The sequence below is a fragment of the Brenneria rubrifaciens genome, assembly GCF_005484945.1.
GTDB classification, from domain to species: Bacteria; Pseudomonadota; Gammaproteobacteria; order Enterobacterales; family Enterobacteriaceae; genus Brenneria; species Brenneria rubrifaciens.
In genome coordinates, this window is sequence record NZ_CP034035.1 from 3,805,764 (window position 1) to 3,820,446 (window position 14,683).

Genomic DNA, 14,683 nt, shown 5'->3' on the forward strand with positions numbered 1-14,683 from the left:
AATCAAAACAATCTCTACGCTATCGGTTTCGAAAGAGGGAGAGGCAAATCCCATAAGCTGGTTCAGCTAAGCAGCAGGCGCGACTTCAATGATAAATGAAAGCGATATTTCCTTTGCCTCTGGAATGTCGCGCCACATATCAATTAGACGCAGGAGTTTAAGGCAACTTATGAACTTTATAGAAAAAATGAAGCTTGGAACCATGCTGGGGGCGGGCTTTGCATCGGTGATCATTATCGGCCTGCTGGTTGCCATATTCGGTCGCGTACAATTAGTTTCGCTGGGAGAGAATATCGAATCGCTTTCTGAAAAAAATCTGACGAACCTGATGCTGATACAAAACGCCAAAAACGGCTTTGACACCGTCGCCCGCTCCGTGCGCAATATCGGTTTGCATACCGACAAAAATCGTATACAGGAAGAAAAGCTGCGGATCGATCAGCAGATTATCCGTAATACGGAGATTCTGGAGCAGTTGTATAAGCGGCTGTCCGAGCCGGAAACCCGTGACTCACTGGATCGTCTGACCGCCGCGCGTCCCGCCTATATGCAGGCCGTCAGAACCGCCATTGAGCTGGGCGTATCCGATCAGCCTGGGCAGCGAGCGCAGGCGCTGAACGTGATGGTTAACGATATGCAGCAAACGCAGGCGCCCGTTTTCGCCGCGCTGGACAGCATGGTCAAACAGCAGGAGAAACTGACGCTGGAAGTCACCAATACCTCCATGCGTGAAGCCAAATCCGATGGCAACTTCATGTTGATATTGTCCATCATCGCCGTGCTGTTAGGTCTTCTTGTATCGATGTTAATCACCCGGACCATTAAACGACAACTGGGCGGCGAAGTAGCCTATGCCGCCCAGATTGCCCGTCAGGTGGCGCAAGGCAATCTGGCTATCGACGTCAATCTCCGTCCAGGCGACAACCATAGCGTTCTGGCCGCCATGAACAGCATGCGGGAAAGCCTGACGTCTATCGTCGAGCAGGTACGTCAGAGCAGCGAATCCATCGCCACCGGCTCGAATCAAATCGCCGCAGGCAGCGCCGACCTTAGTCAGCGAACGGAGGAACAGGCGGCGAATCTCCAGCAGACAGCCGCGTCGATGGAAGAAATGAGTCAGACCGTGCGCCAAAACGCCGATACGGTGCGCAATGCCACTGCACTGGCGCAAGCCGCCAGTGACACCGCCGCCAAAGGTGGAGAAGCGGTAAGCAACATCGTTGTGACCATGAAAGATATCACCGACAGTTCGCATAAAATCGGCGACATCATCGGCGTCATCGACGGTATTGCCTTCCAGACCAATATTCTGGCGCTGAATGCCGCGGTGGAAGCCGCTCGCGCGGGTGAACAGGGCCGTGGCTTCGCGGTCGTTGCCGGAGAAGTACGTTCGCTGGCCCAGCGTTCCGCCTCGGCCGCCAAAGAAATCAAAGAACTCATCAGCACCAGCGTCAACAAAGTGACGGCGGGTTCGCGACAGGTTGAAGGCGCCGGGGAAACCATTAATGAACTGGTGCGTCAGTCTCGGCATGTCGCTGACTTGATTAATGAAATTGGCGTCACAACTCAGGAGCAGGAATCCGGCATTTCACAGATTCATACTGCGGTGAACCAGCTCGATCAGGTTACCCAGCAAAATGCCGCTCTGGTGGAGCAATCCTCCAGCGCAGCGGACAGCCTGAACGATCAGGCCAGACATCTGGTCGAATTGATGAGAGTTTTCACCATTGAAGGCGGACAAACGCAGCGTACCGCACCGCAGACGCCTAAAGGTCTTAGTTCCACCTTGGCGTTGACGAGTTCGTCCAATAAAGATTGGGAAACATTCTGATAAAGCCGCCTTCCCGGAAGGCGGTTGATAACCAATAAACAAAAAACCGCGTCAGTTCATTGCTGCCGCGGTTTTCACTGGTTGCCGTTTACAGTGCGCGGCGCAAGCGGGCAACCGCCTCGTGCATCTGTTCATCCGTCGCGGTCGCAAAGGAAAAACGCAGCGTCGAGTGGTCAGGGCGATCGGAAAAGAAGAATTCGCCGGGAACAAACACCACCCCTTGATGAAGCGTCTGCTTCAGCCATTCCGTGGTGTTGAATTCATGACGGAACTTCGCCCACAGAAACATGCCGCCTTTCGGCCGGTTGAAGGTGATGACATCACCCAGCTCCTGTTCCACCAACTGTGCAAACAACTCACCTTTGTGTTTGTAGGCGTGGCGAATCTTCTCGATTTGCGCCTCCAGACGTCCCAGTCCCAGATAGCACTCCGCCACGGTTTGTGACAATGCGCTGGCATGCAGATCCGCCGCCTGTTTGATAATCGCGACTTTATGCAGCAACCAGTGCGGCAGGATCGCCCACCCCAGACGCAACCCCGGCGCCAGAACCTTTGAAAACGTAGAGGTGTAAAGCACATATTCCGTGCTGCCCAGTTGTTCCTGCGCCAGTTGGAACAGCGTCGGCTGGCGCTCTTCGGTAAAACGCAGCTCGCCGTATGGGTCATCTTCAATAATGACAAAACCATAACGCGCAGCCAGCGCAATCAGCTGGTTACGGCGCTCATAGCTCAGCGTGACGCCGCTGGGGTTACCAAAGTTCGGGACGATGTAAACGCCTTTGATACGCTGCTTGTGCAACAGCGCCTCCAGATCATCCACCACCATACCCTGATCGTCGGATGCGACGGACATCACCTGCGCTTGCGCCAGTTCAAGCGTTTGCAGCGCGGCAAGATAGGTCGGACGCTCAACCACAAAGACATCGCCCGGATCGACCATCGCCCGCATAATCAAATCCAGCGCTTGCTGCGAACCCGCGGTGATCACCATGTCTTCCGCCTGCGTTCTCATACCGCGCAAGGCGCACAGATCAGCGATACGCTCACGCAACACGCCGCTGCCTTCTGTCAGCCCATACTGGAAAGCCGTTTTCGGCTGCCCGGTAATGGCTAACTGCGTCGCCTGATTTAATCCTTCAAAATCAAACAGCGCATCAGACGGGATACCGCCGGCCAGCGAGATAATATTGTCCATCTTGCTATGCTTAAGCAGTTCGCGAATCGCGGAACTCTTCAACTGAGCAATGCGGTGCGCCAGTAACCCTTCATTGGCCATCTTTTTTGAACCCTCGTTATCAAACGGGCCGGATAACCGGCTCTATATCAATTACCCGCCCAGATAGGCTGAACGTACCGCTTCATTCGCCAGCAATGCCGCGCCGGAATCCTCCAGCACGATATGACCATTTTCAAGCACATAACCTCGATCGGCCAGACGCAGCGCCTGGTTAGCATTCTGCTCTACCAGGAAGATGGTCATGCCCTCTTCGCGCAGTTGCGCGATAGTATCAAAAATTTGCAGAATGATAATCGGCGCCAGCCCTAAAGACGGTTCATCCAGCAACAATAAACGGGGCTGACTCATCAGCGCGCGCCCAATCGCCAGCATCTGCTGCTCGCCGCCGGACATGGTGCCGGAACGCTGAGCGCGTCGCTCATACAATCGCGGAAACAGATCATAGACCCGGGTTATCCGCTGCTGGTATTGATGACGATCCGCGAAGAACCCCCCCATCGCCAGATTTTCTTCAACGGTCATGCGGGAAAAGACACGGCGGCCTTCAGGAACAATGGCAATCGACCCACGCATAATCTGCGCGGTTTGCAGATGGGTAATATCTTTGCCATCAAACGTGATGGCGCCTTCCGTGGCGCGGGGCTCACCACAGAGTGTCCCTAAGAGGGTGGTTTTACCGGCGCCGTTGGCGCCGATAAGCGTAACGATTTCGCCCTGTTCAATGTGCAGGCTAACCTGATGCAGCGCCTGAATTTTACCATAGTGAGCAGAAACCTGATTTAATGACAGCATAACATTATCCTTCACCCAGATAAGCGCGGATCACATCCGGGTTGTTACGAATTTCAGCGGGGGTACCCTGGGCCAGCGGCGTGCCCTGATTGACGACATAAATCCTGTCGGAAATCCCCATCACCAGCTTCATGTCGTGCTCAATCAGCAGGACCGACACCTGATGACTATCGCGCAATTCCACGATCAGTCGATCCAGCTCTTCGGTTTCTTTCGGGTTAAGCCCGGCCGCCGGTTCATCCAGCATCAGCAGTTCGGGCCGGGTCACCATGCAACGGGCTATCTCCAGCCGGCGCTGCTGACCATAAGCCAGATTGCCCGCCTGACGATTCGCCAGATCCAGCAAACCGATGCGTTCCAGCCAGACCGCCGCGCGATCCTGCGCCTGCGCTTCCGCACGACGAAACGCCGGCGTCTTCAGAAGTCCGGCAAACACGCCGCTCTTCAGATGTTGATGCTGCGCCACCAGCAGGTTTTCCACCACGGTCATCTCGCGGAATAAACGTACATGCTGGAACGTCCGCACCACGCCCATCCGGGCAATCGCCTGCCCTGACAAACCTTCAAGATGGCGATCGCGCAGCATGATGGCGCCGCCGCTCGGACAATAAAAACCAGTCAGGCAATTAAATACCGTGGTTTTGCCTGCCCCGTTAGGGCCGATCAACGATACGATTTCCCCCGCGTAAATATCCAGTTCAACATTGTTGACCGCCAGCAGGCCGCCAAAACGCATCATCAGGCCTTTGACCGATAATAATGGCTTCGTGCTATTCATGCCTGCTCTTCCTTCTTAGCGACTTTCAGCTTCATTTGCGGACGCTTCATCGGCAGTAAGCCTTGTGGACGCCAAATCATCATCAGCACCATCAGCGCGCCCAGCAGCAACATACTGTACTCATTCAAATCACGCATCAGTTCACGGGAAACCACCAGCAGAACGGCGGCGAGGATCACCGCGAACTGCGAACCCATTCCCCCCAGCACCACAATCGCCAATACGAATGCCGACTCGGCGAAAGTGAAGGATTCCGGGCTGACAAAACCCTGGCGCGCAGCAAACAGCGTACCGGCAAACCCGGCGAACGCAGCGCTGATGGTAAATGCGGTCAGCTTGATGCGGGTCGGGCTCAGGCCCAATGAACGGCAGGCAATTTCGTCGTCACGCAAGGCTTCCCAAGCGCGGCCCAGCGGCATGCGCAACAGACGGTTAATCACAAACAGCGTTAATACCACCAACAACAGCGCGACCAGATAAAGGAAAATGATGCGATCGCTGGGGTTGTATTGCAGACCAAAGAAATTGTGGAAGGTATCCCAGCCATCGCGGGTGTTGCGGCTAAACTCCAGACCAAAGAAGGTCGGCTTCGGAATCTGGCTGATACCGTTAGGGCCACCGGTGATTTCGGTATTGTTGAGCAGCAAGATACGCACAATCTCACCGAATCCCAATGTGACAATGGCCAGATAATCCCCGCGCAAACGCAATACCGGGAAACCCAGCAGGAAACCGGACAACGCCGCCGCCATGCCTGCCAGCGGCAGACTTTCCCAAAATCCCAGTCCGTAATAGTGATTCAATAAAGCATAAGTATAAGCGCCAATGGCATAAAAGCCGCCGTAGCCTAATACCAGCAAACCGGAAAGCCCGACCACAACGTTCAGCCCCAGCCCCAACATCACATAAATCAACGTGAGTGTGGCGATATCGACGGTGCCGCGAGACACCAGAAATGGCCAGGCGACGGCCGCGACGATCACCAACGCCGCCAGCAGCTTTTGCCGCGGCGTACCGCCATCAAAGCTTGGCAAGACCAGCGACGGGGCAGAAAACTTTTTCATGCCCGCCTGGAAATAGGGACGAATCAACTGGAAAAAAAACACCACAATGCAGCCTGCGCCAATCCAGTACCAGCGAACCTCATCGGCGCCGCGAACCACCAGTTTGGTGCCGTTAAGCCCCAACTGCATGCCCATTAAAAACGCGGCAAGCACCAGTAACATAAACGCGGAGATAATCGCATTGAACAGATTGAGTTTTTTCATACTTTCTCAACCTCCGGGCGGCCGAGGATACCGGTAGGCATGACCAGCAATACCCCAATCAGCAACGCGAACGATACCGCATCCTTGTACTCCGTGCTCAGGTATGCGGAGGTCAGCGCTTCCGCCACCCCCAGAATCAGTCCGCCGATCATCGCGCCGGGAATGCTGCCGATTCCGCCCAATACCGCCGCCGTAAAAGCTTTCATACCGGCCATAAAACCGATATAGGGGTTAATCACGCCATAGAATTGTCCCAGCAGCACGCCCGCGACCGCAGCCATGAGCGCGCCAATCACAAAAGTCAGGGAAATGACGCGGTCAGTGCTGATACCCAACAGGCTGGCCATTTTCAAATCTTCCGCACAGGCGCGACAGGCTCGTCCCATGCGCGAATAACGGATGAACAGCGTCAACGCCAGCATCGCAAGGAACGTCACGATCCAGATAGTCAACTGCATGGTGCTGATTGTCGCGGCAAAGCCATTCGTCTCGCCCAATACCCATTGTCCGGTAATCATGCTGGGGAGTGCGACGTCGCGTGAGCCCTGATTCAGGCTGACGTAATTTTGCAGAAAAATAGACATCCCGATGGCGGAGATCAGTGCAATCAAGCGTTTGGACGTGCGTACCGGCCGGTAGGCGACCCGTTCAATACTCCAGCCGTAAGCGCTGGATATGACGACGGCGGCCACAAATGCGACGCTGATCAACACCCCGTTCGCCTCGATGCCCATCATCATCAGGGCGGCGATAACAATAAAGGAGACATAGCTACCGATCATGTAAACCTCGCCGTGGGCGAAGTTAATCATGCCGATAATGCCGTAAACCATGGTGTAGCCAATGGCGATCAGCGCATAAGTGCTGCCCAACGTCAGGCCGTTGAACATCTGCTGAAAAAAGTAAAGGAACTGCTCGGACATACCCTAACCTTAGATTCTGCCCCCGCGCATTATGGCAACGGGGGCATGCGGTATTGAGGAATTAATACAGAAGCGGTTGCGGTTCAGGCGCATGCAGAACATACGGAGGCTGCCATCGCCGCAATCGTCACCACGCAATCATTTCTTCGCTTCGCTGGAACTACCGTCTGCATGCCACTCAAAGACACCAAACTCAAACCCTTTCAGGTCGCCTTTCTCATCCCAACTCAGTGGCCCCATCACGGTATCCACAGCCTGGGCTTTCAGATCGCTGACCAGTTTTTCCGGTTCCATGCTGCCGCTGCGCTGCATGGCGGTAGTCAGAGATTGCAATGCCGCATAGGTGGTCCAGACAAACGGACCGGTCGGGTCAAGTTTTTTGGCTTTCAACGCATCGACGATCGGTCGGTTCGCTGGAACCTGGTCATAACGCTTCGGCAGCGTCACCAGCATGCCTTCAGACGCGTCACCCGCGATATTGGATAGAGAGGAGTTACCTACGCCTTCCGGCCCCATGAATTTGGTGGTCATGCCGGCCTGACGAGCCTGGCGCATAAGCAACCCCATTTCCGGGTAGTAGCCGCCAAAATAAACGAAATCCACATTTTCTTTCTTCAGGCGCGCCACCAGTGAGGAGAAATCTTTATCACCCGCGGTCACACCTTCAAACAATACGACATCCGCACTGGCTTTTTTCAGGCTATCTTGAACAGAGCGGGCCAGCCCTTCGCCGTACTGCTGCTTATCATGCACAACGGCAATGCGCTGAGGTTTAATCGTTTCGACGATATATTTCGCTGCCGTTGGCCCTTGATCGGAATCCAGACCGGTCGTACGCAGCACCATCTGATAGCCGCGCGTGGTTAAATCAGCATTGGTTGCGGCGGGCGTGATCATGATCACACCCTCTTCTTCATAAATATCAGAAGCCGGCTGTGTAGAGGAAGAGCACAAATGACCAATGACATAACGAATGCCATCGTTGATGACTTTGTTCGCCACGGCAACCGCTTGTTTCGGGTCGCACGCATCGTCGTATTCGATGCCAACCAGTTTATCGCCGTTGATGCCGCCTTTGGCGTTGAGATCCGCAATAGCCTGACGTGCGCCGGTGAATTCCATATCACCATATTGTGCAACCGGACCAGACATGGCGCCCACGATGGCCACCTTAATATCCGCAGCGCTCGCCGCATGGCTCAGCGCAACCGCTATACCGGCCATCAGCAGTGTTCTGCCTTGACTCAATTTCATTCGTTTTACCCCATCTTTTATTATGGATATTGCTAAAAATATGACCGCCATTCGTCATAACTTAACCTTTTTCTTATAAGTAAGAACAGGTTAGGGTTATTATTACTAATCGTTTCTAATAAGGCTTTATTTTTCATATTATTAAACAGGAATAATATGCTGCAAATCAACTGACATCATCATAAACAAAACAGATAAACAGCATAAAATATGCGTTTTAAAAACCAGTATTTGACCTACATATAGTCAGTTATGCTGCTCTGTACATTCATTGCTGATGCAATACTCGAAAAATAGTCGCAGAGGAAAGCATTTTCCCTGTTGCCTTACAGCAGAAAATGCCTTGAGCATGTTCCAACATCACTTGCGATGGCCTGGAGGTTGGCGGGGGTAGTCCGTCATAAAAAACTACACTCCTGTTCCACCACAAAACTATTGCATTAATTTTAGACTCATTTAATGGAGTGCTAGGAAATGAAACTAACCGTTGAATGCCTCACCCAATTCAGCCACCAGGATAAAATTGATCTGGCCAAAATTTGGCCGCACCAGAATCTTGACCTTCTGGAAAATGGACTTTCGCCGGATCGCCGCCTGTTTGCCGCACGTTTTAACGAACGGCTGCTGGCTGCGGTGCTGGTTGAGATTAAAGGGGAATACGCCGAATTAAGCGATCTTCTGGTGCGTGAAACCACCCGGCGACGCGGCGTTGGGCTATATCTGATAGACGAAGTACGGAAACAACTGCCGGGCGTTAAAGAATGGTGGCTGGCAACTGACGATCACGCCGCGGTCAAAGAGGAAGTGTTGGCAAAATTCATGATTGCCTGCGGCTTTTCACCGGTATCCGGCGGCTGGCGTTATATCCGTAGCCAGGGTTAAAAATTTTTCGGGAGACATTCAATGTCGCTTACGGCGGCCGAAGGGCGGGCAGGATAGCCGCTATAAAAGCAGGACGGCCGGACAATGCCCGGCCGTCCTGCTATTTGCTATCGTTTAGGCTTCAATCGCCGCACGCAGCTTTTTCATGGCATTCTTTTCCAACTGCCGTACCCGCTCTGCGGATACGCCATATGTATCAGCCAGTTCCTGCAATGTTGACTTGTTGTCGTCATCCAGCCAACGCGCACGGATAATATGCTGGCTGCGTTCATCAAGCCCTTGCAACGCGTCCGTCAGCTTGTCTGCCGCATGGTTTTCCCAATTATCCTCTTCAATGCCGTCGGCAAAGTCGGAGGACTTGTCCTGTAAATACAGCATCGGGGACATGGCCTTGCCATCATGGGTTTCTTCATCCGGCGTCGGATCGAAGGTCATATCCTGCGCGGCCATCCGCGATTCCATCTCACGCACATCTTTACTCGTCACGCCCAGTTCACGGGCAACCAGTTCAACTTCATCCTGATTAAACCAGCCAAGACGCGTTTTGGACTTACGCAAATTAAAGAACAATTTGCGCTGCGCTTTAGTGGTCGCGACTTTCACAATACGCCAGTTGCGCAGCACATATTCGTGAATCTCAGCCTTGATCCAATGTACGGCGAAAGAAACCAGACGCACCCCCACTTCAGGGTTAAAGCGGCGCACCGCCTTCATCAAGCCGATGTTACCTTCCTGAATCAAGTCGGCCTGCGGCAAGCCATAGCCGGAATAATTACGGGCCACATGAATAACAAAACGCAGATGCGACAGAATCAAGTGCTTGGCCGCATCCAGATCGCCCTGATAATGCAGCCGTTCAGCCAGCGCCCGCTCTTCCTCCGCTGTCAGCATCGGATAGGCATTGGCGGCTCGAATGTAACCTTCCAGACTGCCCTGGGGAACTAAGGTGAAAGTTTGCATATCTTTAGTCATTCAACCCTCTCATTGCTACGATTACGCGGTGCTTTTCAACCAACCCGCTCAAACGGCTGTCACCGACAACTCGCGATGCCAGCATCGCTTAGCATCCTTTTTACGCGAACCGGTAAAAACCGGCACGGCATCTCAGTATTCAGACTGTGATTTCCCTCGCAAGTTCCTACAATATTATCCATCTTATTTTACATATCAAGCTGGATACGGCGAGAAAATAATACGTCGACAAGGCAGGAGAAATACGCGGGAACAAGGCAAGAAGAGAAACTACCGAGGAGCGCGTCCCCTGCCGCACAGTTGAAGCTACAGGGGAAAGTATATCAAAAAAAGACTACTGTGGTGTAAAGCGGCGTAAATGTTGAACGGTCGCCAGCCAAGCGGCCAGCCAGCCAATCATCCCGGCGACGAGCAACAGCAACAGAGACTCTTCCCAGCTCAGCCCTTTGACTGTAAAGGTCGTACCGAACACCGAAGCCACCTGCGCCACCACCGCGCCGAGCTTCCACACCAGCGCCTGCGACAGAACCAGCGACAATACCGCGCCGCCAAATCCCATAACGGCGCCGCCGTTGAGGAACGGGCGCAAAATAAAGCCGTCTGTCGCACCGATCAATTTCATGACATTAATGGTTTCACGGCGGCTAAAGATACTCAGTCTCACGCTGTTGCCGATCACCAAAAACACCGCGATAACCATCAAGACGCCAATTGTCGCCGCAATCTGGCCGACCAAGCCGGTCAACGCCACCAACCGGGCAAACCAGCTGTCATCCATCCGCACTTCATCCACTCCCTGCGTAGCACCGATGCGATCGCGCAATGTCGTCAGCGTGTCGGCACTTTGAAAATTCATTTTTGGCGTAACAATGGCAACGGCGGGTAACGGGTTTTCTTCAAGCATATCCAGCGCGCCGCCAAAGCCAGACCAGTTGCGGAATTCCCCCATCGCTTCATCGCGCGTCAAGTAATTCACCTTGTCGACGCCGTCTTCAGACTGAAGTCGTGCGATCACCCCCTGCGCGGCGCCGTCATCCAGGGACTTATCCAGATAGACCGTTAACTGAGGTGAGGGATACCACTGCGCCGCAGCCTGACTGACGTTTTTCCACACTAAATAGCAGATGCTGGGCAATGCCAGAGAAATGGCGATCACCATCACGGTCAGCAGCGTCGCCAGCGGCTGACGCAGCATGTCATCCAGCGTATTGGTCCAGGCGTAGCGCCATTGCTCCCGCCAGCCGCCGCGTAAGGCTTTGGCCTTCGCTACCGGCTTTTTCGCATTACGGGTATTATTCGCCATGATGATTTCCCCCAATCATGCGGCCATCCGACAGCGTCAGAACCCGGTAATGACGGCGGGCGATCAGCCCGGTATCGTGGGTTGCCATCAGTACCGTGACGCCAACCCGGTTAAACTCTTCAAACAAACGCAAAATACCTTCGGACAGGGCATCATCCAGATTACCGGTCGGCTCGTCCGCCAATAAAACAGCGGGCTTATTCACCACCGCACGCGCAATGCCGACTCGCTGCTGTTCACCGCCCGAAAGCTGGATAGGGTAATTTCGGGCTTTATCCAACAGCCCCACCTTGTCCAGCGCCGCCGATACCCGGCGGCGGATATCTTCGCTGCTGGCGCCGGCGATAATGAGCGGCATCGCCACATTGTCATAGACGGTTCTTTCCATCAGCAGATGGTGATCCTGAAAAATCATACCGATCTGGCGGCGTAGAAACGGAACTTCACGTTTTTTCAGGCGGCTGATGTTGTGCCCGGCAAACAGAATCTGCCCCGCGCTGGGACGTTCAATGCCGCAAATCAGTTTCAGCAGGGTACTTTTCCCCGCGCCGGAATGACCGGTCAGAAACGCCATCTCCGCCGGCCGCAGATTAAAATCCACGCCTTGTAGCGCCTGACGCCCGCCGAGATAAGCTTTACTGACCTGTTCAAAACGAATCATCCGTTTTAATCCTCTCGGGCAAAAAGTGCCTCAATAAAATCGTCAGCCTTGAATGGCCGCAAATCTTCAATGCCTTCCCCTACCCCAATATAGCGGATAGGAATGCCGAACCGATCGGCAATGGCGAAAATCACCCCGCCTTTGGCGGTGCCGTCCAGCTTCGTCAGAACGATACCCGTCAGCCCTACCGCCTCGTTAAACAGCTTCGCCTGGCTGACGGCGTTCTGTCCGGTACTGGCATCCAGCGTCAGCATCACTTCATGCGGCGCATCTTCATCCAGTTTTTTCATCACGCGCACAATCTTTTTCAACTCTTCCATCAGATGCGCTTTGTTCTGCAATCGGCCCGCAGTGTCGGCAATTAACACATCAACGCCACGCGCCTTTGCCGCCTGAATCGCATCAAAAATCACCGAGGCGGAATCGGCGCCGGTATGCTGAGCCACCACCGCCACATTGTTGCGCTCCCCCCAGACCTGAAGCTGCTCTACCGCCGCGGCGCGGAAAGTATCGCCAGCCGCCAGCATGACCGATTTTCCCTGGGCCTGGAACTGACGCGCCATCTTGCCGATGGTGGTGGTTTTACCCACGCCGTTTACCCCGACCATCAGGATCACGTAAGGCATTTTGCCCTCGATATTCAGCGGCTCATCAACCTTAGCAAGAATCGCCGCCATTTCTTCTTTCAGCTTAGCAAAAAGCGTATCAGCATCTTTCAGTTGTCGACGATTGGCGTGCTCGGTCAGGCTGGTGATAATTTTGCGGGTGGTTTCCACGCCCACGTCGGCAATCAACAGTTGCTCTTCCAGTCCGTCAAACAGATCGTCGTCGATTTTCTTGCCGCGAAACAATCCGATAAATCCTGAACCCAAATTTTGACGAGTTTTAATCAGGCTGTGTTTTAGGCGGGAGAAAAATCCCGCTTTCGACGGCCGCTCCTGCTCGTGCGACACGACCGGGGCATCATCCGGCTGAACCGCTTCCGGTTCGGCTTCGACCATCGGCGCGGCGTCCTCCACGCTCGCCTGTTCCGTCTCTTTTACCACGTCGACAATCGGCTTTTCCGCCGGGGATTCCTTTTCCTGCACGGCGGCATCCGCCAGTTCCTTTTCTTTTTCAGCAACCTGCCGAGCCGAACTCTCACTATCCGGCGACGCGGCGGGCACATCTTCGACGACCGGTTTCTCTTGCGGTTGCTCTTTTTGTTCTTCTTCCTGTTTCCCTAATCCCAGCCAGGAAAAAAAACCGCGCTTCTTTTCTTTTGTCATGTGCAATCGCGCTCCACGCCGCTCCGCGCAGCGAATGAATCAATGAAAATCATAGCTAAACAACGAGTTTAACACTTTCCTGCCGCCAGCAACACGCAGCCGGAAGAGGCAAAGGCAGACAATCTGCGTAACGAAATATGTCAGCCTTCATCTTAACATTCCCTCTACACGTAACCGCCGTTAGAATAGCGCCTGAATTTTCCTGACTGTGCCTGCCGGCAATGCGGCACACCAACCAACCCGTGAGCTATGGCAAAAAAACATGCATCGTCAGCCGCCGGCCAGATCCGAATTATCGGTGGTCAATGGCGCGGCAGAAAACTTCCGGTTCCCGACAGTCCGGGCTTACGGCCTACGACCGATCGGGTACGTGAAACGCTGTTCAACTGGCTGGCGCCGGTGATTCAGGATTCCCGGTGTCTGGACTGTTTTGCCGGCAGCGGCGCGCTGGGCCTGGAAGCCCTGTCGCGTTATGCGACCCATGCGACATTATTGGAAGCCGAGCGAGCGGTGGCCCAGCAATTAACGCAGAATCTGGCTCTGCTTCGGGCGGAAAACGCACAGGTGGTTAATACGGATACACTACGCTGGCTGGGGCAACCGGGAGAACCTTTTGACGTGGTGTTTCTCGATCCGCCCTTTCGTAAAGACTTATTGAACAACACGCTATCCCTGCTGGAACAACAAGGCTGGCTGGCGCCGGAGGCATGGATTTACGTGGAAACCGAGTCAGAAAATACGCAGTTGGCTATTCCGAATAACTGGCAACTGCACCGCGAAAAGATAGCGGGTCAGGTCGCCTACCGTTTGTACATCCGTCAATGATCGGCTCAAAGCCATTCTCAAAAACATAAAGAGGCGCACAGATGTTATGGATTAATTTGGGACGACTGTTGATGCTGGGCGTGTGGGGTTTTCTGGTTTTTAACCTGATTCAGCCGTTTCCCAGACCGCTGAATATTTTTATGACGGTGGCGATGGTGTTTATGATCCTGATGCATGGTTTCCAACTGCTGCTGTTGAAATCCAGCCCGCCTAAAGACACTCCGTCACTCAACCGGGCGCAACAGGCGCGTATTTTTCTATTTGGCGTGTTTGAACTGTTGGCGTGGCAAAAGAAACAGCCCAAATCGACCAAAAAATAATCTTCACGCCTGCTGGGGCGCAAAACCGATAAAACGGGTGCCTTTCACCTGCAACATACCCAGCATGCCCGTATTGAGTTGGTGATAATCGGGACTATCGAGCCGCAGAGTCATATCCGTCCCGCCATATACCGGATGAAACGTTGCTTCATAACGCATCTCCTGCGGCACCACGATCTGATGTTCACGGGAACGGCTGCGACTACGCGGATACGCCCGCTTACTTAGTTGTTACCTCCACCAATACGGTACGCAGCGGAGCGGCATCATTCAACGCCTCCTGTTTTCGCTGGCGCAGATATTGTCGCCCAGCCAGCACAAGAATTAACGCAAAGACCAGTATCAACAGCAGAGGAAACTTGCTCATGG

General features: G+C 53.8%; 16 protein-coding genes. 4 read left to right on the plus strand and 12 right to left on the minus strand.

The features are described from left to right. The first annotated feature begins 169 nt into the window (after positions 1-169). A complete protein-coding gene (locus tag EH207_RS17035) occupies positions 170-1,831 on the plus strand; it encodes a methyl-accepting chemotaxis protein (protein WP_137715052.1) in 1,662 nt (553 codons plus the stop codon). Between the two features lie 88 nt (positions 1,832-1,919). Here the strand turns inward: EH207_RS17035 and EH207_RS17040 are convergent, their stop codons facing one another. The 6 genes from EH207_RS17040 to EH207_RS17065 form a co-directional block, all read right to left on the minus strand. Further along, entirely contained in the window at positions 1,920-3,107 is a 1,188-nt protein-coding gene (locus tag EH207_RS17040) for an aminotransferase-like domain-containing protein (RefSeq protein ID WP_137715053.1), read from the minus strand. Between the two features lie 51 nt (positions 3,108-3,158). Beyond that, positions 3,159-3,860 (minus strand): high-affinity branched-chain amino acid ABC transporter ATP-binding protein LivF, encoded by a 702-nt coding sequence (livF, locus tag EH207_RS17045; RefSeq protein ID WP_137715054.1) that lies wholly within the window; start codon positions 3,858-3,860, stop codon positions 3,159-3,161. Positions 3,861-3,864: 4 nt separating this feature from the next. After that, positions 3,865-4,638 carry a high-affinity branched-chain amino acid ABC transporter ATP-binding protein LivG gene (gene livG / locus EH207_RS17050; RefSeq protein WP_137715055.1) on the minus strand — a complete coding sequence of 258 codons (774 nt, stop codon included), beginning with the start codon at positions 4,636-4,638 and terminating at the stop codon, positions 3,865-3,867. Then, complete coding sequence (locus EH207_RS17055) at positions 4,635-5,906, minus strand: high-affinity branched-chain amino acid ABC transporter permease LivM (protein ID WP_137715056.1); 1,272 nt, start codon at positions 5,904-5,906, stop codon at positions 4,635-4,637. Before EH207_RS17055 ends, livG begins: the two co-directional genes overlap by 4 nt. Beyond that, positions 5,903-6,829, minus strand: coding sequence for a high-affinity branched-chain amino acid ABC transporter permease LivH (gene livH / locus EH207_RS17060; RefSeq protein WP_137715057.1), 927 nt, complete (start codon positions 6,827-6,829; stop codon positions 5,903-5,905). The genes EH207_RS17055 and livH overlap by 4 nt, the downstream gene beginning before the upstream one ends. 138 nt (positions 6,830-6,967) lie before the next feature. Beyond that, the gene (locus EH207_RS17065; RefSeq protein WP_137715058.1) at positions 6,968-8,083 is read right to left on the minus strand and encodes a branched-chain amino acid ABC transporter substrate-binding protein; all 1,116 of its coding nucleotides are present in this window, start codon (positions 8,081-8,083) and stop codon (positions 6,968-6,970) included. A 474-nt stretch (positions 8,084-8,557) separates the two neighbouring features. Here EH207_RS17065 and panM point away from each other — a divergent pair, with 474 nt between their 5' ends. After that, on the plus strand, positions 8,558-8,965 hold the full coding sequence (gene panM / locus EH207_RS17070) for an aspartate 1-decarboxylase autocleavage activator PanM (RefSeq protein WP_137715059.1): 408 nt from the start codon (positions 8,558-8,560) through the stop codon (positions 8,963-8,965). 114 nt (positions 8,966-9,079) lie between these two features. Here panM and rpoH read toward each other — a convergent pair whose 3' ends face one another. The 4 genes from rpoH to ftsY all read right to left on the minus strand — a co-directional run bounded on the left by rpoH (position 9,080) and on the right by ftsY (position 13,169). Then, positions 9,080-9,937 carry an RNA polymerase sigma factor RpoH gene (gene rpoH / locus EH207_RS17075; RefSeq protein WP_137715060.1) on the minus strand — a complete coding sequence of 286 codons (858 nt, stop codon included), beginning with the start codon at positions 9,935-9,937 and terminating at the stop codon, positions 9,080-9,082. Positions 9,938-10,271: 334 nt separating this feature from the next. Continuing rightward, positions 10,272-11,240, minus strand: a complete 969-nt coding sequence (ftsX, locus tag EH207_RS17080) for a permease-like cell division protein FtsX (protein ID WP_137715061.1) — start codon at positions 11,238-11,240, stop codon at positions 10,272-10,274. Then, positions 11,230-11,901, minus strand: a complete 672-nt coding sequence (gene ftsE, locus EH207_RS17085; RefSeq protein WP_137715062.1) for a cell division ATP-binding protein FtsE — start codon at positions 11,899-11,901, stop codon at positions 11,230-11,232. The genes ftsX and ftsE overlap by 11 nt, the downstream gene beginning before the upstream one ends. A 5-nt stretch (positions 11,902-11,906) precedes the next feature. Next, positions 11,907-13,169: a signal recognition particle-docking protein FtsY gene (ftsY, locus tag EH207_RS17090; protein WP_137715063.1), complete on the minus strand. Its 1,263-nt coding sequence runs from the start codon at positions 13,167-13,169 to the stop codon at positions 11,907-11,909. Positions 13,170-13,418: 249 nt separating this feature from the next. Between ftsY and rsmD the strand changes: the two genes are divergently transcribed. Continuing rightward, entirely contained in the window at positions 13,419-13,994 is a 576-nt protein-coding gene (gene rsmD, locus EH207_RS17095) for a 16S rRNA (guanine(966)-N(2))-methyltransferase (protein WP_137715064.1), read from the plus strand. A gap of 41 nt (positions 13,995-14,035) precedes the next feature. After that, on the plus strand, positions 14,036-14,314 hold the full coding sequence (locus tag EH207_RS17100; protein ID WP_137715065.1) for a DUF1145 family protein: 279 nt from the start codon (positions 14,036-14,038) through the stop codon (positions 14,312-14,314). Between the two features lie 3 nt (positions 14,315-14,317). On the opposite strand, the gene EH207_RS18485 is transcribed toward EH207_RS17100, so the two are convergent. Both EH207_RS18485 and EH207_RS18490 read right to left on the minus strand, forming a co-directional pair. Beyond that, entirely contained in the window at positions 14,318-14,488 is a 171-nt protein-coding gene (locus EH207_RS18485; protein WP_342774134.1) for a DUF2500 family protein, read from the minus strand. A gap of 46 nt (positions 14,489-14,534) precedes the next feature. Next, positions 14,535-14,681, minus strand: a complete 147-nt coding sequence (locus EH207_RS18490; RefSeq protein ID WP_246048902.1) for a hypothetical protein — start codon at positions 14,679-14,681, stop codon at positions 14,535-14,537. Between the last annotated feature and the right edge of the window lie 2 nt (positions 14,682-14,683).